The organism is Paenibacillus sp. yr247, from assembly GCF_900103825.1.
GTDB lineage: Bacteria > Bacillota > Bacilli > Paenibacillales > NBRC-103111 > Paenibacillus_E.
The window spans coordinates 417,766-436,873 of sequence record NZ_FNIF01000001.1 but is presented as its reverse complement, the minus strand read 5'-3'; the positions used below and the strand labels follow the sequence as shown (position 1 = coordinate 436,873).

The window sequence follows — 19,108 nt, the reverse complement described above, 5'->3', positions numbered from 1 at the left end:
GCCTCCATGCTGTGCAATACTTACTATTTCTTCTTTGCTTTGAATGTGTGGCAGCAAGTATTCGCTACTTTGCTTGCTGCGTCTTGATGCTCAGTATCAAATGATTCGTCGGCAAACTCTTCATTGTAATTGGCGGAAGCATGCTGATCAACTTCAATCATAATGGTGCCTGCATTGCAGTTGTTGCCTTGCTTCCAATATTCACAATTAGCAACTGAACATTTAACATCCGGCATGGTCATCACCCCTTTAACAATTTGCCCGCTATCAGGGTTGACTATGCTCCTTTTAAGCTGTCAGAAAGCACCAAGAACATCGCATGAGACCAAAGCAACGGCAGCGCCGATTCACCCCATTTGGCGATCCATTCGGGGTAAGCAGAAGGCTCTCTTAAGCTGTCAGCCGCTTGCTCAGGCAAACGTCCAAGGGAATCGGCTTTACTTATGATCCAATCTAAGCAGCGCTGAGCTTCTTCACGGTTACCTAGCTCTTTCTGGTACCATCCATACCAAGCGGTTAACAGCAGCCATTCACCGCCACCGTAATAGCGGTCATCCACATACCTCTGAATACCACCATGTTTCAGGTCAGCTTCAATAGCTTGAACCGTCTTCAACATAATAGGATCACTAACCTCACAAACACCGAATGGCACAGAAAGCCAAAGAAGACTTGAATCAACAGCGCTTAAGGCAGGCTGCCATACTTCTTCCAAGAAATGAATTGATTTAACGAAGCGACCCTCATGGACACAGTGATTAAGAATAAACTGCTTAATCATAGATGCTTTCTCAAGCAGCTGTGAACGATGTTCAAGGTCACCGAGGGCTTTTAAACCACCATACACACAGGCCAATGTAGCCGGATGAACATAATCAGGAAACTCTTCCCAGCAATCAAAATTCGGGTAATGCCAGAACGTCAACAAGTAATCAACCGTAATCTCAATACTCTCGCGCAATTCTTCTAGCAGTGTTGGATTCCCCGTAATCCGGACATGCTCCGTAAGCCCCCACAGCCAAGCTCCATAACCATCTAATTGAAAATGTCCCCATTCCGAAAGATCATCACGACCATCCAAATGATAACGTGTTCCCATAAATTCAGAGCGATCTATCCATTCTTTGCGTTCATGTTTCTGAATTAATGAATCTACACGAGAACGCTTGTCCTTCAGAACTTGACCTACCCACTTGTAAAAAAGTGCAGCACTCTCCGGTTCATGTGCGCGATCCATCGCATTGGCAATAAAAGTGCCATCTCGCAGCCAACTATATGAGTAAGGTGTGAAAAGTGGGGATGCTATATAACCTCCGCGAGGATGCTGATTCAGTTTAATAATCGAGATACTGCTGTTGATTAATTGTTCAAGCTCCATGCACCAAGTCCCCTTTTAAAAGAAAAAAGATGCGCTGTAGTCGCATCCCTTCTTATCATTTGTAAATTTATTTAATTTATACTTTTTCGCCTTGCATGCGGCGCTGAGTGATGTAATCTGTTTCATAATAGGCAAGATCTTCACGAAGCTCCTCGAACACTTTGGACAGTTCAATCGTCAAGTCACGCACTTCACGTGAAGGTTTTTTACGAAAACGAATAGCGTCTTGGCCTGTGTAAGCATAACGACCATCTTCGGAATAGCATTCATTTTTAGGGTAGAAAAATGTATTGACGCATGTATGGTAAACCTCATACAGTACTTTTTCCGAAAAATCTACATTAAAAGTAGGACGTCGCAAGCTAACGCCCAATTTCTCATAAGCCACTTCACAAAAAACTAAAAGATGACGAGTATCCTGTAGATAACCTCGATAAAACTCATCCATAGCCGGATCATTCTCCACATTTAACAGTGAGAGCGAATGTTGATTCAAAAACAGCTCCATTTTGGCAGTTGTTTCTTTTAACTTCGTACGCGTTGAATCACAAATATTTTTCACATTAAAAACAGCCATTTATGAAGACCTCCTATAATTGCGCTATTCCCATCCTACCATAAATTGACCCGAAAAGGTATATGTAAAACTCCACTTTCCATGCATAAAACGGACCTCTGCGCCTCACTCTAATCAAAGGTAATTCGTTTTCTTCAGCGGAATACAAAGTACGTTAGAAGGAGGGGCTGTTTATGTGGCGTTATCTATCTTCTATGACTCTAATTCTTGGTTTGGGCATCATCCTTTTTCCACAACACTCAAATAAAGAGAAGGAACCAGGACCGGAAGTGTATAGTACAAAGTACGAAACAACGGCGAAGTTAGCTCTTTTGGAGCAGGACGTTAAGCTAACCGATGATCTATGCAGAACCCAGTGTTCGATTGATTATTCGAAAATGCTTAGCAAAATTGAAGCCGGAGAGCCCGCGGCACAAGTTATTAGTAAAATGAAATCTGAGCATGAAAAGATGAATGTCCTTATTTGGTCGAAACGAAACCAACCGTTAGATCAAGGGGTAAAAGCAGGCGAATTGCCCGCTTCTTATAGGGAGCAAGCAAATAGCTTTTTGAAAGAAGCGAAGACAGCTACCGATAAAGGCCAACATTATCAATCACCTAAATTCGGTGCCGCTCAGCAGATTTATTTTGTTCAAGGTACACCCTCGACAGCCGGTGACAGCTCGCTGATTGGTGTTATCCATCAAGATATTCTTCACCAAATAACAGACCACCAATTAAAAAACTTACGACTTGAGCCATTTCCGAACGAAAACCGCTGGAAAGTCGAGTCTGTGGATTCCGACACCTTAAAAGATAAAGTGGTTGATCACCCGGAAGATAATCAAGGGACTAGCCACTATCACCAAAATGAAGTTGTGGTTCGTTTCAAGCTGGATCCCACTGAGGCTCAACTCGCTCAAATTAAAACTGAAATTAAAGCCATTTCTGTACAAAGACTGGGTTATACGTATGTATTTCGCACAGAAAGTATGGAAGCAAAATCTTTGATGACTTATTTCAAAAAATGGGATGTTTCCTATGTAGAACCTCATTTCCTGTATTTAACTAACGATTATTATGATGATCAGGAAAGAGATACAAGCGATTCAAGTGGTTCAAGTAATTCCGGATATGATAACGCAACAAGCTCAAATTTAAAGAATATTACACCAAATTTCATACCAAATGATAATTTATTTAGTAGATATCAGTGGAACCTCCCTCTAATTGAAACCTTACAAGGATGGCAATTAAACCGTGGGGCAAAAGATGTTATCGTGGCTGTTGTTGACACAGGCGTCGACTTGCAGCATCCTGATCTGCAAAATCAACTTTTACCTGGATACAATGTCATCAGCGGTGATGACAAACCACAGGATGATGTTGGACATGGTACCCATGTTACTGGTGTCATTGCTGCTTTAGTAAATAACAATTTAGGTGTGGCCGGTATGACGTGGTACAACAAAGTACTTCCAGTTAAAGTACTAGACCAAACAGGTGCAGGCAGCACCTACTCTGTCGCTCAAGGTATTATCTGGGCTGCTGACCATGGTGCTAAAGTGATGAATCTTAGCCTAGGGAATTACGCAGACTCAGGGTTTCTGCATGATGCCGTTAAATACGCTTTTGACAAAGACGTGGCACTCATCGCGGCAAGCGGCAATGATAATACAGAAAGACCAGGCTATCCAGCTGCTTACGATGAAGTATTCGCTGTCGCTGCGAGTGATTCAGAGAATAAGAAAGCTCCCTTTTCTAATTTTGGAGATTACATCGATGTCACAGCTCCTGGTGTTAGCATAGCGAGTACTTATCCGAACAATCAATATGCCGCTTTATCAGGAACTTCCATGGCTAGCCCGCATGTAACCGCCTTGGCCGCCCTGATTCGATCAACGAATCCGCGTTTAAAAAATACCGAAGTGTATCAAATCATGAGAGATACAGCACAAGATCTCGGTACAACAGGAAAAGACAAGTACTTCGGCTTCGGATTAATTGATGTTGTCAAAGCCGTACAATTAGCTGAGCAGAAAACAAGCTCTAGTTTTAACTGGCAACAAAATTGGTTTCGGCAGATTCACCTCATTTCGAAAAACTATGCGTGGTAAGTCTGACATTTACGTTTAGAACTACTTTTTTGCTCTATGCAAGCCACAATCGTAAGTAAAAATAGGTTGATCAGCTCAACAGGCTGATCAACCTTTTTCTCTATCATTGCACTACCAGGATTTTTATTACTCAAATTAAATACCCGCAAGGCCTAAGCCTTGCGGGTAACCGACAGTATGGAAAGTTTGCCGTAAGCCGGGTTCTGTACTTCCAGTGGTCATAACGGGCGTCTGTCCCCTGCCACCATTGAAGTGACAATCATCTATCTAGGCCATACATTGCTGCACAGCTCAAGCGACCAACCCGAACGCGTCTCAGGCTAAGACTGCCGCCTCGAAAGCGGCTAGCGTTCCTCTAGGTCTTGCTCCAAGTGGGGTTTACCAGGATCTATGTCACCATAGAACCTCGTGGTCTCTTACACCACGGTTCCACCCTTGCCTGTGCGCTTCCTTACAGAAGCGCCATCGGCGGTCCATTTCTGTGGCCCTATCCTTCAACTCGCGTTGACTGGACGTTATCCAGCACCCTGCCTTATGGAGCCCGGACTTTCCTCTCGCTGTGGCTTACCCACAGCCAGCGATTGTCTGTCAAACTTTCCGATGCATTTGCTAGTATACTAGGATTGTCTTTAAAACACAACTGTTGTTCGTTCCCTCAAATACCATCTGCAAGGTAATAAGTAAAGACATATTGCCATCTTTAGATGAACTGGAATGGCTCTGTATGAATTTCGGATGCCAATACCTGCGTAGCCGTATTGCTCAGCTGCGCGGCGAGATAATCCGCCACGCCGCGCTTCATGATCTTCTCGACGTTATGGCCAACGTCGATCAAAGTCAACCCCGCCGCGAGCGCATCGTGCGCGGTGTGGTAGTCGATGTCGCCGGTGACCAGCACATCGGCGCCGGCAAACAAGGCGTGCCGCATGTAGCGGCCGCCAGAGCCCCCCAGAACGGCCACCTTACGGATGGGCCGTGTTAAATCGCCGACGACGCGCACAGCCGGCACGTCGAACACCTGCTTCGCGAGCTCCGCCAACTCGCGAAGCGTTGAAGCCGCGGGCAGCTTGCCCACACGGCCTAGACCGAACACTCTACCCTTGAGGTCCATCGGGTAGAGGTCATAGGCCACCTCCTCATAGGGGTGGGCCTTCAACATAGCCTGAACCGCCTTTCGCTGCACGCTGGCGGTTACAATTGTCTCTACGCGTACTTCTTGTACGCGTTCAGGCTTGCCTGCTTCCCCGATATAAGGATGCGTTCCTTCCTGCGGAAGAAACGTCCCCGTCCCGGGGATGTTGAAGCTGCAGTGGCTGTACTGACCTATCCATCCCGCTCCCGCAGTAAAGAGGGCATCCAGTACAACCTGATGATGCGTCTCAGGAACGAAAACAACAAGCTTCTGCAGCTTTTCGGTATGCACATCCTCCAAATGGGTAAGCTCCGTCAAGCCGAGTTTGTCGGCCATCATATCATTGACTCCGCCCTCGGCTACATCCAAATTCGTATGTGCAATATATACAGCGATGTCGTGCTTAATTAATTTTTCATATAAGCGACCTGCAGGCGTGTCTGTTTGCAGATGAGCGAGCGGTCGGAAAATGATCGCGTGATGAGCAATGATGAGATTTGCCCCCAACTGAAGTGCTTCTTGGACCACTTCATCGGTGACATCCAAAGCAACAAGAACCTTTTGGATCTCCTTCTGCAAAGAGCCCAGCTGTAGGCCAATTTTGTCATCAGGCATCGCATAATGCTTCGGTGCCAGCTGTTCGAACAGCTGGATTACGGTTTGACCTTTTGCAAACATGCGATTACCTCCTTGATTTCCCTAATCTCCTGGCCAACTTGCTCAGCCTTCATTTTGGATGCTTCTGCTGTTGAGAGTTGGAGCTGCCCTTCAATCATGGTTAACTTTTCCAGCTCGCTTTCCCATTTGGTAAACCATACATCAGGAGCCTCGTTAATAAAGTATGGGCCCATTTGAAGCAATCTCTCCTTCGTAACACTTACCCCCCCCGGCAATTGACGTACCGAATATAGAGCTTCTAATGTTCCTCTCTCATCAACCGGAACTGCAGCGGCTGTCAATATCTCATAAATCTTGCCGTCTTCCTCTAGAATCGTTTCAGATTCTAGCTTCCAGCCCTGCTCGAGCAACCAACGTCGAACATGATCTTCACCAACATTAGGTTGCAAAATTAGATGAGTCACACCTTGCAGCTTGTGCTTCCCAGCTTCTAATATACTCGCCATTAAACTCCCGCCCATCCCGGCGATCGTGATGACATTCACTTCCCCAGCCTCAATAACCGCGAGTCCATCACCAGATCTTACACTAATTTTCTTGGATAAGCCGCTTTCAAGCACTTGGCGCGTTGCCGCTTCAAAAGGTCCAGGATTGACTTCACCTGCTACAGCAAACAGAATAATACCCTGCTGCGCCAAATAGGTTGGCAATAGGGCATGGTCGGAACCAATATCCGCTAACTTTGATCCTACGGGAACACGCTCTGCAATCATTTGCAGTCTTTTCGATAATTTCACCATACGTTACATTACCCACTCTACCCATTTTTTACGCAGCAAAAATAATGCCACGCCCGCTGAAACTAACTTGCACGTAAACGATAATTGAATGACGCGAGAAGTCATATCGACATCTACAAGAAATGTCAATGCCTCAGGAGCAAACCAAACAATACCACCTACTAAAAGAAGCACGCCAGCAGCTTGCTTATTCGTATGATGCGCAAGCCAAGCGATCCATATAAGTACAATACTAACCGGAATCCAACTTATTTCAAGTGAGAACCAACCTGGGCTATCCAGCTTGTGCAGCAATAACCAGCCATACGTGCCGATTAAACCTATCCATCCAGTTAACTGGAAAATGCCCATTCGACCTACTAGCCCATTAAACAGCCATACTACACTGCAAAAAGCCAAATAACCAACATAGTTATAGGAAGAACTCACATCATACATATTCATTAAGTACAAACCAAGCAGCAGCAAGGCAATCGAAGATACACCGCAAAGTAAATAAGAGATAACGGGTGCTTTACTGAATTGCCGATATGCAAACGCATAACAAATGATGACAAAAAGCGCGGAAATTCCAATTTGCATTGGCAAACCAAAAGAGTTAAAATTAAGAGCAGATAAGGCCAGAGCGCCAATCACCACCATAATACCCAACCATATTTTCCAATTACTGTTTGCCACCGAAGATGCTGATACACCCATTAATGAAGCAGGTTTCGGGGTAGTCTCATCCACATACAAGTTCATCAGAAAATCGCAATAATGTTCAGGAAGCAATTTGCTTCTGCGCCAATGATCGATTTCCCTTACAATCACTTTTCGTTTCTCTGCATCCATTTAATCGCTCACCTTCCTAGCTACTTTATCGGTGATTTTATGCTTAGTCTTTAGTATAGTTTTCAAATGACAAAAAAAAGACCCCGCCGAAACTGGCAGGGCCCTCTCACAGCGTTTTTTATTCTAAGAAATCCTTTAATCGCTTACTGCGGCTAGGGTGTCTCAGCTTCCGCAATGCCTTAGCTTCAATCTGACGAATCCGTTCGCGTGTTACACCGAATACTTTACCAACTTCTTCTAGTGTACGTGTACGTCCGTCATCTAGACCAAAACGTAAACGAAGCACATTCTCTTCTCTTTCTGTCAACGTATCTAGAACGTCCTCAAGCTGTTCCTTTAGAAGCTCATACGCGGCAGCATCTGCTGGAGCAAGTGCTTCTTGATCCTCAATGAAATCTCCTAAGTGAGAATCGTCTTCTTCACCAATTGGCGTCTCTAAAGACACTGGCTCTTGTGCAATCTTCATGATTTCACGTACTTTATCGGTGCTCAAATCCATCTCTTTAGCAATTTCTTCCGGCGTTGGTTCACGCCCTAATTCTTGAAGCAATTGACGGGAAACTCGGATAAGCTTATTAATCGTTTCGACCATATGTACCGGAATACGAATCGTTCTCGCTTGGTCTGCAATGGCACGAGTAATGGCTTGACGAATCCACCAAGTAGCATATGTGCTGAACTTGTAACCTTTGGTGTGATCGAACTTTTCAACGGCTTTAATTAATCCCATATTGCCTTCTTGAATCAAGTCCAGAAACAGCATCCCACGACCTACATACCTTTTGGCAATACTAACGACCAGTCTAAGGTTAGCTTCTGCCAAGCGTCTCTTAGCTTCTTCGTCCCCATTTTCAATCCGTTTGGCTAACCCTACTTCATCTTCCGCGGAAAGAAGCGGTACACGACCAATTTCCTTCAAATACATCCGAACTGGATCATTAATCTTAATCCCCGGCGGTAAGGCCAGATCATCATCAAAGTTAAATTCATCGCGCTCATTTTCTTCAGGATTCAAGGAATCCTCATCAGATTCATTCCCTACATCGATACCTTGCTCTGAAAGTTGTTCAAAAAACTCATCGATTTGTTCAGGATCCTGATCGAAGGGAGCTAATTTCTCCATAATATCCTTGTAAGTTAGTGAGGACCGCTTCTTCCCTTGCTCAATAAGCTGGTCTTTCACCTGGTCCAGGGTCAACTCTGTCTCTAGTTCTGTACGCTGATCATTCGCCATAGTACGGACTCCCTCCTCCCTAGTCATTTCAGTAATTCTACGTTGACTTCAATCGTTTTTCTAGGGCAATAATTTCAATTGCAATTTGTGCAGCTCTAAGATGGTCGCCCGCGCGTTCGGCACGAACTTGTTCTTCTTTCTTGCGTTCAACTTCTTCTTGCATAGGAACTTTGCGAATTTGGCGAATATAGTCGTCAATCACTTGTTCGTTTATTCCATGACCGGCTCCCATCATAACAATGGAACTGGCCAAGCTCTCCAGCTGTTCGTCTTGCAGCATGGCAATGTATCGGCTTGCATCCGGCTCAGCATTCTGAGCGTAGTAAGCATATAAATAAGCAGCTAAGACTGCGTGAGCTTCAACATTGAATTGATCACCTAATTGTGCTTCCACATGTGCGCAGACGTCGCGATCATGCATCATAACCGCTAGAATTAATCTTTCTGCGTTGTGATATGCGGGCAAAAGAGAAGGTGTTTTCTTGCGTGTTCGTTCCGCTGTTCTCCCATTATTCATAACATTATTCCACAGAATTGGTTTATTATCCCCATCTGGTCGGTTTTTTTCCGATTGCAGCAAGATTTCATGGAGGTCTAACTTCATCGCCTCATACGAGGAATCTGGGAATTCAGAAGCCAACTGTTTTAAATAATGTTCACGTTCCATCGGAGAATGAAGATCACTGATTAATTTAACAGCCGATTGCAGATAACGAAGTCGGTCACCGTCCTCATGCAACTTAAAGTTTTTGCGGATGTACAGAAGCTTATATTTCATCGATGGTACAGCAGGTTCAATAATCTCCCGTACGAATCGGTCAAAACCATAGTTTCTTACATAATCATCAGGATCCTTGCCATCTGGCAGCATTGCGACAGTGACTCGGCTGCCCGTCTCTTCTAGGATAGGAATACTTTTGAAAGCAGCAGATTGTCCCGCGTTATCTCCATCGTAACATACGACGATTTGGTCAGCGTTACGGTTCAATAAAGCCGCATGTTCCTTAGTCAATGCTGTTCCCATTGTGGCAACACCATTGCTGATTCCCGCTTCCCAGGCTTTTATGACATCCACATAGCCTTCAAAGAGAACCGCTTGTTGAAGCTTGCGCATATTGGGTCTTGCCAAATGAAGGTTGTACATCGTCCTGCTCTTATTAAAGAGAACCGATTCCGGACTATTTAAATATTTGGGCTGTGCATCGCCCATCGATCTGCCGCCGAATGCAATAACTTTACCAGTAGAGTCGCAAATAGGGAACATGATGCGTTCCCGGAATTTGTCCACATAACCATTACCTTCATGTTTGGCAGAGATTAAGCCGCCCTTTTCCATCAGCGCTAAATCATACTCTCGTTTATCTAACTGTTGAACAAGTGTATCCCACATAGCTGGCGCATAGCCAATTTGAAAGGTATCGATCAGCTTATCGGATATTCCTCTTGAGGCCAAATAACCTTTTGCTATTTTGCCTTGCTCGGTGTTACCAAGAATATAATGATACAGTTTTGCAGCAAAATCATAAGCTTTTAGCAAGGTTGCTTTTTCTTGTTGCTGCTCGTTTTGTTCCTCAGATGCTTCTTCCCAAGTGATTGGGATATCCGCATCTTCAGCCAGCTTGGTAACGGCTTCAGAGAAGCTAAGTCCTTCTATTTCCATAATGAAACGAATTAAATTTCCGCCTACATTACAACCAAAACAACGATAAATTTGTTTTTCGGGTGTGACGGTAAATGATGGACTTTTCTCAGAATGGAACGGACATAGTCCCTTCATATAATGCCCTTGCTTGCTCAAATGCACGTGCCTGCCAATCACATCAACGATGTCATGGCGCTTGAGTACAGCCTCAATGACCTCTTCAGGTATGCGTCCGTACTTCATTTTATTCCACCTACAATTCAGGTCGCTTTTCCGACTAATTACTATTCGCTATTTGTTTTCGATTTCCTGCAAATATTTTAAAAGTTTTGTCAAACCATGTAGAAAATTTTGACGATCTGCATCCGTAAAAGGTTTTGGTCCCTTTGTATGCTTACCGCTTCTGCGCATTTTGGCCGATACGTGGCGACGATCCAATAGGAAATCAATCGAACTATCCGTATATTCCTGCCCTCGATTCGTCAAGCAAATAGATCCCTTAGCCAATCCTAGAGCGGCAAGTCCGAAATCTTGTGTCACCAAAATATCTCCTGCGTGAATTTGATTGGCAATATATAAATCAACAGATTGATCCGAACGATCCACTTGAACGACTTTAACGCCCGGATTCTCTTTCATCCGGTGATCGAAAGAAGCAACTAGTACAACTTGTACACCAAACTGCCTACCTGCCTGCTCAATTTCAGATTTAACAGGACAAGCATCGGCATCGACGATAATACTTCTCGTTCGCATTCGGTTCAGCCCCTGCCCTTTAGAAGAAATCTCACCGTACTATTATATACGATGAACTTATAAAAAATCCTGCAAGATTAAACATAAAAACCTTACTGCACTCGTTCAATATGATCCATGACTAGACTCGCTGTTTCCTCGACTGCACGGTTTGACACATCGAAAATCACACAACCGATTTTGCTCATAATTTTGTCAGCAAAAGCCAGTTCTATTTTAATACGTTCTACATTTGCATAGGTTGCATTTTCTGCAAGCCCCAGTGTCCGCAGCCGTTCTTGACGTATAACATTCAATTTTTCCGGGTCGATTCGCAGACCAATGATCTTATCCTTTGAAACAGTATAAATGGGAGCAGGCGGCTGCATTTCAGGAACTAATGGGACATTCGCCACTTTAAATCTTTTGTGCGCCAAATACATGGATAACGGCGTTTTGGATGTCCGGGAAACGCCCAAGAGAATAATATCCGCTTTCTGTATCCCGCTAAAATCACGACCATCATCATATTTGACTGCAAATTCAACAGCTTCGACTTTTTTGAAGTAATCCTCATCCAGTGGATGAATCATTCCCGGTTGTCTGCGAGGCTCTTGGCATAAGGCTTGACCTAAGGTTGCAACGACCGGCCCCAGTAGGTCAATATACGGAATTCCGTACTCCTTCGCCTTGGTAATGAGATCGTCTCGTAATTCAGGAATAACCAATGTGAACACGACAATTCCGCCATGCATCCGAATAGCATTGATAACCTTATCGATTCCTTCAAAGTCATGGATAAACGGGGCTCTTACTATCTCCACAGGTACAGGATGAAACTGCATCGCAGCAGCACGTACGACAGATTCCCCTGTTTCCCCAACAGAATCGGAAACCACATATACACGAGTTGGTAGTGCATGGTCCATTTTCCCTATGCCCCTTTCAGCAGGGACGAGGCCCTACATTAGTCATTTGTATGTAAAGTAAACTAGAACAGAACGAAAGCATAAAAAAACTCACCGATATGCGGACAGCACAAGGGCGAGGTGTTTTCCACCACATCATATCAAAGCCTACATCACATGTCAAATTAGACCTATTCGCTATATGTTGTACTTTTCCATTTGTTCAATAAAGCCTCTAGATTTCCATTGTACACCGATATGTACGTCCATATAAGCCCGCATACACGCTTTCAACTGCGCCTTGGTTTCATCCTTAACCTGAACTGCGCCAAGTCTACGCATGTCTAGACGAGGAAATATCTTTAAAAGCTTAAGGGTTCCATCACCGATAGGAATCGTTGCAGCATCCTTGTATCGACAACGCTTGCATAAGGTCCCCCCCATTGCTGGGCTAAAGCTAGTAATCTCCGATGTTTCTCCGCAGGAAACACAAGCATCTGTTACGGGTAGATAACCGGCCAGATCAAACATTTTCATTTCATAGAGGTGAACAACAATTTGCATGTCCTTGCCTTCCTCAATAGCCATTAATCCAGCTTTCAGTTGTTCAAATATATAAGTGCTGCCTTCTTCGTCACCCAGCATGCGATCCGTCATTTCTACCAAATAAGAAGCGTGCGCGGACATATGTAAGTCTTCTCGCAGAACATGATGGGCTTCGATAATTTCGGCACTATTCAAAGACCCCATTTGACCCCTTTGTTTGAAAAAAACAAAATCGCCGTACGTAAAAAGCTGCGTAACGGCGGAATGCCTACTTTTCACTTTTTTCGCCCCTCGAGCCATGACACCTACTTTCCCCAGCTCGGGAGTAAATAGACTAATGATCTTGTTTCCCTCTCCATAGTCCATACTACGGAGTACAATTCCCTGTACGCTGCGCAGCAAATGATTTCCCCCATGAATGCCGCTCTGAACTTACGATCTATTAATTTACATATTCAGTCCTTCGAGCGGCTCTTCGTTACTTTGATCTTCTTCCTGTACATTTGTGTCCATTCCGGGTTCCCCGGAGACTTGTTTATACAGTAGGTAGGCATCTACATCACCGGTCTTTGAAAAATACGTCCACGAAAAGTCTTTCATGTTCAGCATCCTCCCCATCGAACGTGATAACCATAGGATGTGCAGAGGAAGTTTCTCTATGCGGTAAAAAAACTGGAACTGTTAGGGAATTACTTGTTAGTCGTTGCGGAAACCAAGATCTCGCAGCACTCTGTCTTGATTTCTCCAGTCTTTTTTCACTTTGACCCATAACTCCAAGAAGGTTTTGGAACCAAGAAGTGTTTCAATATCCCGGCGCGCCTGTCTTCCGATCTCTTTGAGTAAACTTCCTTGTTTGCCAATGACGATGCCTTTTTGTGAATCACGCTCAACAAATATAACAGCTGAGATATGGACAATACCATTTGGCTCGACACGCATGTCCTCAATCTGGACCGCAATGGAATGCGGGATCTCTTCCCGGGTCAAATGTAAGATTTTTTCACGTACGAGTTCAGCGCATACGAATTGTTCCGGGTGATCGGTAATTTGATCAGCTGGATAATACTGCGGACCTTCTGGCAAATAACGGACAATTTGTTCCAACAGCGTTGTTACATTGTTCCCCTTGAGAGCAGAAACTGGCACGATTTCAGAAAAATTATACAAATCTTTATAATTTGTAATTATCGCTAGCAATGCTTCAGGCTGAACAAGGTCGATTTTGTTAAGTACCAAAATTACTGGAGTTTCAATGTGCTTTAACTGCTCAATAATATAACGATCACCGCCGCCAATTCCGTCAGCAACGTCAACCAAGAAGAGGACCGCATCTACTTCACCAAGCGTCCCATGTGCCACCTTACTCATGTAATCGCCCAATTTGGAAGTCGGTTTATGTATACCTGGCGTGTCTAGGAATACAATCTGACCGTTATTTGATGTATAAACCCCATGAATTTTGTTTCTTGTTGTTTGAGGCTTATCTGACATGATAGCAATTTTTTGTCCGATGATTTGGTTCATCAGTGTTGATTTCCCTACATTTGGACGTCCGATGATTGCGACAAAGCCTGATTTAAATTCTTTTTTAGCCACTTCTAGTTATCCTCCATTTACATGCAAATCTTTCGTTGTAAAAGCACCCGGCAATAAGGCGGACACAGTAGTTTGCGCGAAATCACCTTTGAGATTTCCAAGGTAAACCGGCATATCCGGCTCACAGAGTTCAACTAGCACCTGCCGGCAAACACCGCATGGCGAGATAGGACCATCCGTATCCCCCATAACTGCGATTGCTTGAAAGGAACCTGCCTTGTGACCATCTGCGATCGCACGGAATAATGCAGTACGCTCAGCGCAATTGGTCGGTCCGTATGCGGCATTCTCCACGTTACAGCCATAGTGTACTTGACCGTCTGCGTCAAGAAGCGCGGCACCCACTTGAAAATTCGAATAAGGCGTATAGGCTCTTTTCATCGCTTCTTTCGCGTGTTGAATGAGCTCCTGTTGATTCATAGCCATCAACCTTCTTTTCATTTTATATTATTTACGTTATAGCATGTTTAGGCAGGAAAAAGCGAGGATTGCAACCGTTGCGCCTATTAATGCTCCTAGGAATAGAGCAGGAAAGGGTCTCGTTTTTTTGTCGTATAACATGATGAAAATAAGTGCAGCCAATGTGTATGCAAGCAGTGCGACAATCGTCTGTGAAACGAAAATCGCAATTACAGTAGCAATCGCAAAGGCGATTGCTGTGAATAAGCTGGGGCGTACTAACTTCCCCTTATCTGAGAAACGCGTTTCAATCACAATAACTGTCAAAACAACGAGGGCAATAAGTACCCATATCGTTCCCTCGGATATCGTTGTTGTATCCTGCATTCTTGACGTACGCAGCAGGAGGTCGATTGGCTCATAGAAAACAATCATACCTACAATCACAGCAAATCCTGCAGACACCAATACGGACGCCGCGGCGACGTCCTTTGCTATTTTAGCTAATGGATGGCGTTCTGGCATGGCCAAATCCACCGTTTTTTCCACTGCTGTATTAATAAGTTCAGTGACAATCATTAAGGTTACGGCTAACAAAATAAACAGAATGTCCGTTTTGGGCAAGTGAATAAAAAGCGCTGCCAACAAAACAAGAAAAGCAACGCAAAAATGGAATTTCATATTGCGCTGCGTATCTAGAGCATATTTGATTCCTTCGTATGCATATCGGAAGCTCCTTCGCCATTTACGGAAGCCGTCTGTCATTAGCGCGTTAAACCTGCCTTCAGCAAAATGTCCTCCTGCTTAGCAAACATGACCTTCTCTTCCTCTTCACTTTGGTGATCATAGCCAATTAAGTGTAAGAATCCATGAACGAACAGAAATCCGAGCTCGCGCTCAACCGAATGTCCATAATCTTCTGCTTGAGCGATGGCTCGGGGAACCGAAATAATAATATCACCTAAAGGTTCGATGAATCCTTCGGAAACCGTCTCACCGTCTTCAGTCCCCTCCGTAGCACCCTCAACATCGTCCTCGTAGTTAATCTGAATTTCATCTTCTCCAAATTCGCTCATCGCGAAAGAGAGCACATCCGTCGGTTTATCTAAGTCACGGTACTGTTTATTTAGTTCTTGAATCGTTTCATCATCTACAAATGTAAGAGCAACTTCACCCTCCGTAACACCTTCAAGCTCACCAGCTAAACGCAGCAGCTCTTCCATCTTTGCAATGAAAGCTGGCGTGATTTCTTTCACATCCTGCTCGCTGCTCCATTCTAACGTTAAATCCATACTTGCCATATGATTTGCCCTCCTAAGAGTTTGGATTTAGCAAAACTTGCATCGTAAGCATAAGCTTTTTCACTAAATATCATTAAGTCCCTGACTTCTTAGAGGCCAGTTCGCTTGGGTACTCAATCCTTGCGTGAAAGATACCTAATAAGGTTTCGTTTAATGTTTTGGCGATCTTATCAAGCTCTTTAAGTGTGAGATCACACTCATTGAATTGACCGTCGTCCAACCGGGACTTAATAATTTTGTGCACCATCGAGTCGATTTGTTCAAGCGTTGGATTACGAAGTGAACGAACCGCAGCCTCCACGCTATCTGCAATACCTACAATAGCCGCTTCCTTAGATTGCGCTTTCGGCCCTGGGTAACGGAAATCCTCCTCGCGGATTTCCTTCTCGCTACCCTCATCTTCGGCTTGCTTCACTGCTTTATGATAAAAAAAGTGAAGCAGCGTGGTACCATGATGCTGCTCAGCAATATCTCGAATCGGCTTCGGCATTTTGAAATCCTTCAGCATTTCAACGCCGTCTCGAGGATGAGCAATAATGATCGACTTACTTAAATTTGGATCAATACGATCATGCGGATTTTCAATATTCGTTTGATTTTCAATAAAGTAGCTTGGTCGTTTCGTCTTTCCAATATCGTGATAATAGGAACCTACGCGGCATAGCAGCCCATCGGCTCCGATGGATTCAGCGGCGGCCTCCGACAAATTACCGACCATGACACTGTGATGATAAGTGCCTGGAGTCTCCGTAAGCAGTTTTCGCAGTAAAGGATGATTCGGGTTAGAGAGCTCCACCAATTTGAGCGGAGACAAAATACCAAAAGCAACCTCGAAAAAGGGCAGTAACCCTATGACGAAAACAACCGTTAATAAGCCGCCTGCAGACGCGAAGGAAAGCGACATGAGGGCTTCTCTTTGATGAAAGTGGTCTTCCATCAGCAGCATCGAGGCAATCGTTAGCATGGAGAAAAATGCAATCATGAGACCGGCTTTCAAAATCGTAGCGCGTTGGCTTGCCCGTTGAATCGTGAATACCGCACTATAACAAACAACCAAACTAACTAAACCGTACCGGAAATCAAAAAGCAGAACATGCTCCGTATTAAAAATAATACTTGCCATTAAAGAAAATAAGACCGATGAAATAAACGCCAGCGGAGCATCCAATAAAATAGCAATTAAGATACTGCCTAATGCTGCTGGTGCAAGATAACCAATATAAGGATAGTCCAAATTCTGGACCAAGGATATTATTTTCATGCAAGATACATTGATAATAAAGATAAGAATGAGCATTACAAGCTGAGAATTATTGTATTTGATCGGCAGAGAGCTTTGCCGGACAAACATATAAATAACGAAAGACAATAAAGCTGAGAGTATGCCCAAACCTAACTGCGGCAAATGATTTGCTTTGTCCTTAAGAAGCTCTAGTTTATCCAGTCTAGCATATATCTCTTCCGTGATTACTTCCCCGACTTTGACAAGCACATCGTTCTTATTAATGTATACGGGCTTTACGCTTTCTCTTGCTTGTCCTTTGGCATCATCTGTACCCTTTTGATCAAAAAATTTATTCGGCGTTATGACGCCTCTTGCAATCTCAGTAACCATTTCACGAGAAGTATTCTTCGTCAGATTCGAAGTATTCACGAGCTCAGCTACTTTGGCCCGCGCCGTCTGTGCATCCAGGATCTGATCGTTCATCAGCTTCGTGACAATGTCTTTGGTTACAGGGCGCATGGCTGTCAAATCATCTTTAGTCAGTCTCGGAAGTTTAAAATAAGATTCCTCTGGCAGCGGATACTGCTGCTCTGCAAGTCCCTGCTGGATCAGTTCGAGAAGCGAATCATTGTATTGACCGCTAGCTCGAAGCGATTTAATGGACTGATTTTCCAAATCGCTAATCAGCTGTGGGATGACGCGGCGATAAATGCTAACTTTATCATCAAATTTCACTTCTTCATCGGCATTGATTTGAAATAATTTATCATAAATGGCATCAATAATCGTATCATTTTTGAGATTCACAATCCGATAAACAGGCTGAACGCGTTTGGCTGCGTCTTCTTTTGCTTGTTCTGTTGCAATCGCGTTCTCGATTTGTCTTGGGGCATAGATTGTTTTTTCACTGGTCGTTCCTAATACAATATCATAAACTTGGGGTACAAGCTTGGTATACAGAGACATATAAAAAACTGACGCCAGCAAGAGAAACAACAGTACCCGTACACCCGTACTGTATTTCCATCCGTTCAGCTGGTAATGAAATTTACCTTTCATTTGCACTTCATTTTTCATTGCGGAAGGTCATTCCTCTCTACCTAACAACCTAGCTCAGTTACTTATCCTTTTCAGCATTATAGGCAACAATGATTTTCTGAACTAAGGAATGTCGAACAACATCCTGCTCATCAAAATAAATAAAGCCAAGTTCCTCGATACCACTAAGAATTCGGTTAGCTTCTACCAGTCCGGAGGATTTACCTCGCGGCAAATCGATTTGCGTGACGTCCCCAGTAATAACCATTTTGGAGCCGAAACCAAGTCTTGTCAGAAACATTTTCATTTGTTCTGGTGTTGTATTTTGCGCTTCATCCAAGATGATAAAAGAATCATCTAAAGTTCTCCCGCGCATATATGCCAGAGGCGCAATTTCAATGAGGCCTCGCTCTAATGACTTGGCGACCTGCTCAGGTCCTAAGACATCATTAAGAGCATCATACAATGGTCGTAAATAGGGGTCAACTTTTTCCTGCAGGTCGCCTGGTAGAAAGCCTAAGCTTTCCCCCGCTTCAACAGCAGGGCGAGTTAATACAATCCTTTTGACTGCGCCTTCTTTAAGCCTAGTTACGGCAAGCACAACGGCCAGATAAGTTTTACCTGTTCCTGCCGGCCCAATACCGAAGACGATATCTTTCTTCTTAATCGTCTCGACATACTTTCGTTGTCCGATCGTTTTGACACGAATAGGTTTACCTCGGTGTGTGCTTGTAATCTCACCTTTAAATAAATCAAGCAATTGTTCCGCTTTCATCTGTTTGGCAAGTTCAACTGCATAATGGACATCCCGCTCTGTCAACGTGTAATTATTACGGATGAGCTGCAAGAGAACCTCAAAAAGCTGCTGAAGTGAGTTCACTTCCGCAGCAGCTCCTTGTATCGTTATTTCGGCTTCGCGCGTATAGATTTGTGCTGCAATCTCCCGTTCGATCACATGCAAGAATTTATCCTGTGGACCGAACAAAGCAAGCCCTTCAGCCGGATTTTTCAAAGTTATTTTTACAGATTGTGCGTATTCTACCAACAGG

At 44.1% G+C, this 19,108-nt stretch carries 19 protein-coding genes and 1 other RNA gene; 1 reads left to right on the top strand and 19 read right to left on the bottom strand.

What is annotated here, in order from left to right:
* Positions 1 to 23: 23 nt before the first annotated feature.
* From BLT91_RS01945 to BLT91_RS01935, 3 genes are all read right to left on the bottom strand, one after another.
* Positions 24 to 236 (bottom strand): DUF1540 domain-containing protein, encoded by a 213-nt coding sequence (locus BLT91_RS01945; protein WP_090816025.1) that lies wholly within the window; start codon positions 234 to 236, stop codon positions 24 to 26.
* A gap of 41 nt (positions 237 to 277) precedes the next feature.
* Positions 278 to 1,378: a glycoside hydrolase family 15 protein gene (locus BLT91_RS01940; protein WP_090816023.1), complete on the bottom strand. Its 1,101-nt coding sequence runs from the start codon at positions 1,376 to 1,378 to the stop codon at positions 278 to 280.
* Positions 1,379 to 1,454: 76 nt separating this feature from the next.
* Entirely contained in the window at positions 1,455 to 1,955 is a 501-nt protein-coding gene (locus tag BLT91_RS01935; RefSeq protein ID WP_090816021.1) for a YpuI family protein, read from the bottom strand.
* Positions 1,956 to 2,128: 173 nt separating this feature from the next.
* Between BLT91_RS01935 and BLT91_RS01930 the strand changes: the two genes are divergently transcribed.
* A complete protein-coding gene (locus tag BLT91_RS01930; RefSeq protein WP_090816019.1) occupies positions 2,129 to 4,051 on the top strand; it encodes a S8 family peptidase in 1,923 nt (640 codons plus the stop codon).
* A gap of 177 nt (positions 4,052 to 4,228) precedes the next feature.
* On the opposite strand, the gene rnpB is transcribed toward BLT91_RS01930, so the two are convergent.
* From rnpB to BLT91_RS01850, 16 genes are all read right to left on the bottom strand, one after another.
* Positions 4,229 to 4,648: RNase P RNA component class A (gene rnpB, locus BLT91_RS01925), an RNA gene on the bottom strand.
* A gap of 103 nt (positions 4,649 to 4,751) precedes the next feature.
* Positions 4,752 to 5,861 carry a Nif3-like dinuclear metal center hexameric protein gene (locus tag BLT91_RS01920; protein WP_090816017.1) on the bottom strand — a complete coding sequence of 370 codons (1,110 nt, stop codon included), beginning with the start codon at positions 5,859 to 5,861 and terminating at the stop codon, positions 4,752 to 4,754.
* The gene (locus BLT91_RS01915) at positions 5,837 to 6,601 is read right to left on the bottom strand and encodes a tRNA (adenine(22)-N(1))-methyltransferase (protein WP_090816016.1); all 765 of its coding nucleotides are present in this window, start codon (positions 6,599 to 6,601) and stop codon (positions 5,837 to 5,839) included. The genes BLT91_RS01920 and BLT91_RS01915 overlap by 25 nt, the downstream gene beginning before the upstream one ends.
* Positions 6,602 to 6,604: 3 nt before the next feature.
* Complete coding sequence (locus tag BLT91_RS01910) at positions 6,605 to 7,435, bottom strand: hypothetical protein (protein WP_090816014.1); 831 nt, start codon at positions 7,433 to 7,435, stop codon at positions 6,605 to 6,607.
* Positions 7,436 to 7,553: 118 nt separating this feature from the next.
* Positions 7,554 to 8,669 carry an RNA polymerase sigma factor RpoD gene (rpoD, locus tag BLT91_RS01905; protein ID WP_090816012.1) on the bottom strand — a complete coding sequence of 372 codons (1,116 nt, stop codon included), beginning with the start codon at positions 8,667 to 8,669 and terminating at the stop codon, positions 7,554 to 7,556.
* 37 nt (positions 8,670 to 8,706) lie between these two features.
* On the bottom strand, positions 8,707 to 10,554 hold the full coding sequence (gene dnaG / locus BLT91_RS01900; protein WP_090816010.1) for a DNA primase: 1,848 nt from the start codon (positions 10,552 to 10,554) through the stop codon (positions 8,707 to 8,709).
* Positions 10,555 to 10,602: 48 nt separating this feature from the next.
* Positions 10,603 to 11,067: a YaiI/YqxD family protein gene (locus BLT91_RS01895; protein ID WP_090816008.1), complete on the bottom strand. Its 465-nt coding sequence runs from the start codon at positions 11,065 to 11,067 to the stop codon at positions 10,603 to 10,605.
* A gap of 92 nt (positions 11,068 to 11,159) precedes the next feature.
* On the bottom strand, positions 11,160 to 11,975 hold the full coding sequence (locus tag BLT91_RS01890) for a pyruvate, water dikinase regulatory protein (RefSeq protein WP_090816006.1): 816 nt from the start codon (positions 11,973 to 11,975) through the stop codon (positions 11,160 to 11,162).
* Between the two features lie 177 nt (positions 11,976 to 12,152).
* On the bottom strand, positions 12,153 to 12,902 hold the full coding sequence (gene recO / locus BLT91_RS01885; RefSeq protein ID WP_090816004.1) for a DNA repair protein RecO: 750 nt from the start codon (positions 12,900 to 12,902) through the stop codon (positions 12,153 to 12,155).
* Positions 12,903 to 12,947: 45 nt separating this feature from the next.
* Positions 12,948 to 13,100: a YqzL family protein gene (locus tag BLT91_RS01880; protein WP_090816002.1), complete on the bottom strand. Its 153-nt coding sequence runs from the start codon at positions 13,098 to 13,100 to the stop codon at positions 12,948 to 12,950.
* 96 nt (positions 13,101 to 13,196) lie between these two features.
* Entirely contained in the window at positions 13,197 to 14,096 is a 900-nt protein-coding gene (gene era / locus BLT91_RS01875) for a GTPase Era (protein WP_090816000.1), read from the bottom strand.
* Between the two features lie 6 nt (positions 14,097 to 14,102).
* Positions 14,103 to 14,516, bottom strand: a complete 414-nt coding sequence (gene cdd / locus BLT91_RS01870; RefSeq protein ID WP_090815999.1) for a cytidine deaminase — start codon at positions 14,514 to 14,516, stop codon at positions 14,103 to 14,105.
* Positions 14,517 to 14,552: 36 nt separating this feature from the next.
* Positions 14,553 to 15,260 carry a diacylglycerol kinase family protein gene (locus tag BLT91_RS01865; RefSeq protein ID WP_090815997.1) on the bottom strand — a complete coding sequence of 236 codons (708 nt, stop codon included), beginning with the start codon at positions 15,258 to 15,260 and terminating at the stop codon, positions 14,553 to 14,555.
* Positions 15,260 to 15,787 (bottom strand): rRNA maturation RNase YbeY, encoded by a 528-nt coding sequence (ybeY, locus tag BLT91_RS01860; protein WP_090817195.1) that lies wholly within the window; start codon positions 15,785 to 15,787, stop codon positions 15,260 to 15,262. Before ybeY ends, BLT91_RS01865 begins: the two co-directional genes overlap by 1 nt.
* Positions 15,788 to 15,869: 82 nt before the next feature.
* The gene (locus BLT91_RS01855; protein ID WP_090815995.1) at positions 15,870 to 18,098 is read right to left on the bottom strand and encodes an HD family phosphohydrolase; all 2,229 of its coding nucleotides are present in this window, start codon (positions 18,096 to 18,098) and stop codon (positions 15,870 to 15,872) included.
* A 40-nt stretch (positions 18,099 to 18,138) separates the two neighbouring features.
* Positions 18,139 to 19,104 (bottom strand): PhoH family protein, encoded by a 966-nt coding sequence (locus BLT91_RS01850; protein ID WP_090815994.1) that lies wholly within the window; start codon positions 19,102 to 19,104, stop codon positions 18,139 to 18,141.
* Positions 19,105 to 19,108: the final 4 nt, after the last annotated feature.

Bases quoted from the DNA above. Each gene is read 5' to 3' on its own strand.
- BLT91_RS01945 (WP_090816025.1), bottom strand. From the start codon at position 236: ATGCCGGATGTTAAATGTTCAGTTGCTAATTGTGAATATTGGAAGCAA.
- BLT91_RS01940 (WP_090816023.1), bottom strand. From the start codon at position 1,378: ATGGAGCTTGAACAATTAATCAACAGCAGTATCTCGATTATTAAACTG.
- BLT91_RS01935 (WP_090816021.1), bottom strand. From the start codon at position 1,955: ATGGCTGTTTTTAATGTGAAAAATATTTGTGATTCAACGCGTACGAAG.
- BLT91_RS01930 (WP_090816019.1), top strand. From the start codon at position 2,129: ATGTGGCGTTATCTATCTTCTATGACTCTAATTCTTGGTTTGGGCATC.
- BLT91_RS01920 (WP_090816017.1), bottom strand. From the start codon at position 5,861: ATGTTTGCAAAAGGTCAAACCGTAATCCAGCTGTTCGAACAGCTGGCA.
- BLT91_RS01915 (WP_090816016.1), bottom strand. From the start codon at position 6,601: ATGGTGAAATTATCGAAAAGACTGCAAATGATTGCAGAGCGTGTTCCC.
- BLT91_RS01910 (WP_090816014.1), bottom strand. From the start codon at position 7,435: ATGGATGCAGAGAAACGAAAAGTGATTGTAAGGGAAATCGATCATTGG.
- rpoD (WP_090816012.1), bottom strand. From the start codon at position 8,669: ATGGCGAATGATCAGCGTACAGAACTAGAGACAGAGTTGACCCTGGAC.
- dnaG (WP_090816010.1), bottom strand. From the start codon at position 10,554: ATGAAGTACGGACGCATACCTGAAGAGGTCATTGAGGCTGTACTCAAG.
- BLT91_RS01895 (WP_090816008.1), bottom strand. From the start codon at position 11,067: ATGCGAACGAGAAGTATTATCGTCGATGCCGATGCTTGTCCTGTTAAA.
- BLT91_RS01890 (WP_090816006.1), bottom strand. From the start codon at position 11,975: ATGGACCATGCACTACCAACTCGTGTATATGTGGTTTCCGATTCTGTT.
- BLT91_RS01880 (WP_090816002.1), bottom strand. From the start codon at position 13,100: ATGAAAGACTTTTCGTGGACGTATTTTTCAAAGACCGGTGATGTAGAT.
- cdd (WP_090815999.1), bottom strand. From the start codon at position 14,516: ATGAATCAACAGGAGCTCATTCAACACGCGAAAGAAGCGATGAAAAGA.
- BLT91_RS01865 (WP_090815997.1), bottom strand. From the start codon at position 15,260: ATGACAGACGGCTTCCGTAAATGGCGAAGGAGCTTCCGATATGCATAC.
- ybeY (WP_090817195.1), bottom strand. From the start codon at position 15,787: ATGGATTTAACGTTAGAATGGAGCAGCGAGCAGGATGTGAAAGAAATC.
- BLT91_RS01855 (WP_090815995.1), bottom strand. From the start codon at position 18,098: ATGAAAAATGAAGTGCAAATGAAAGGTAAATTTCATTACCAGCTGAAC.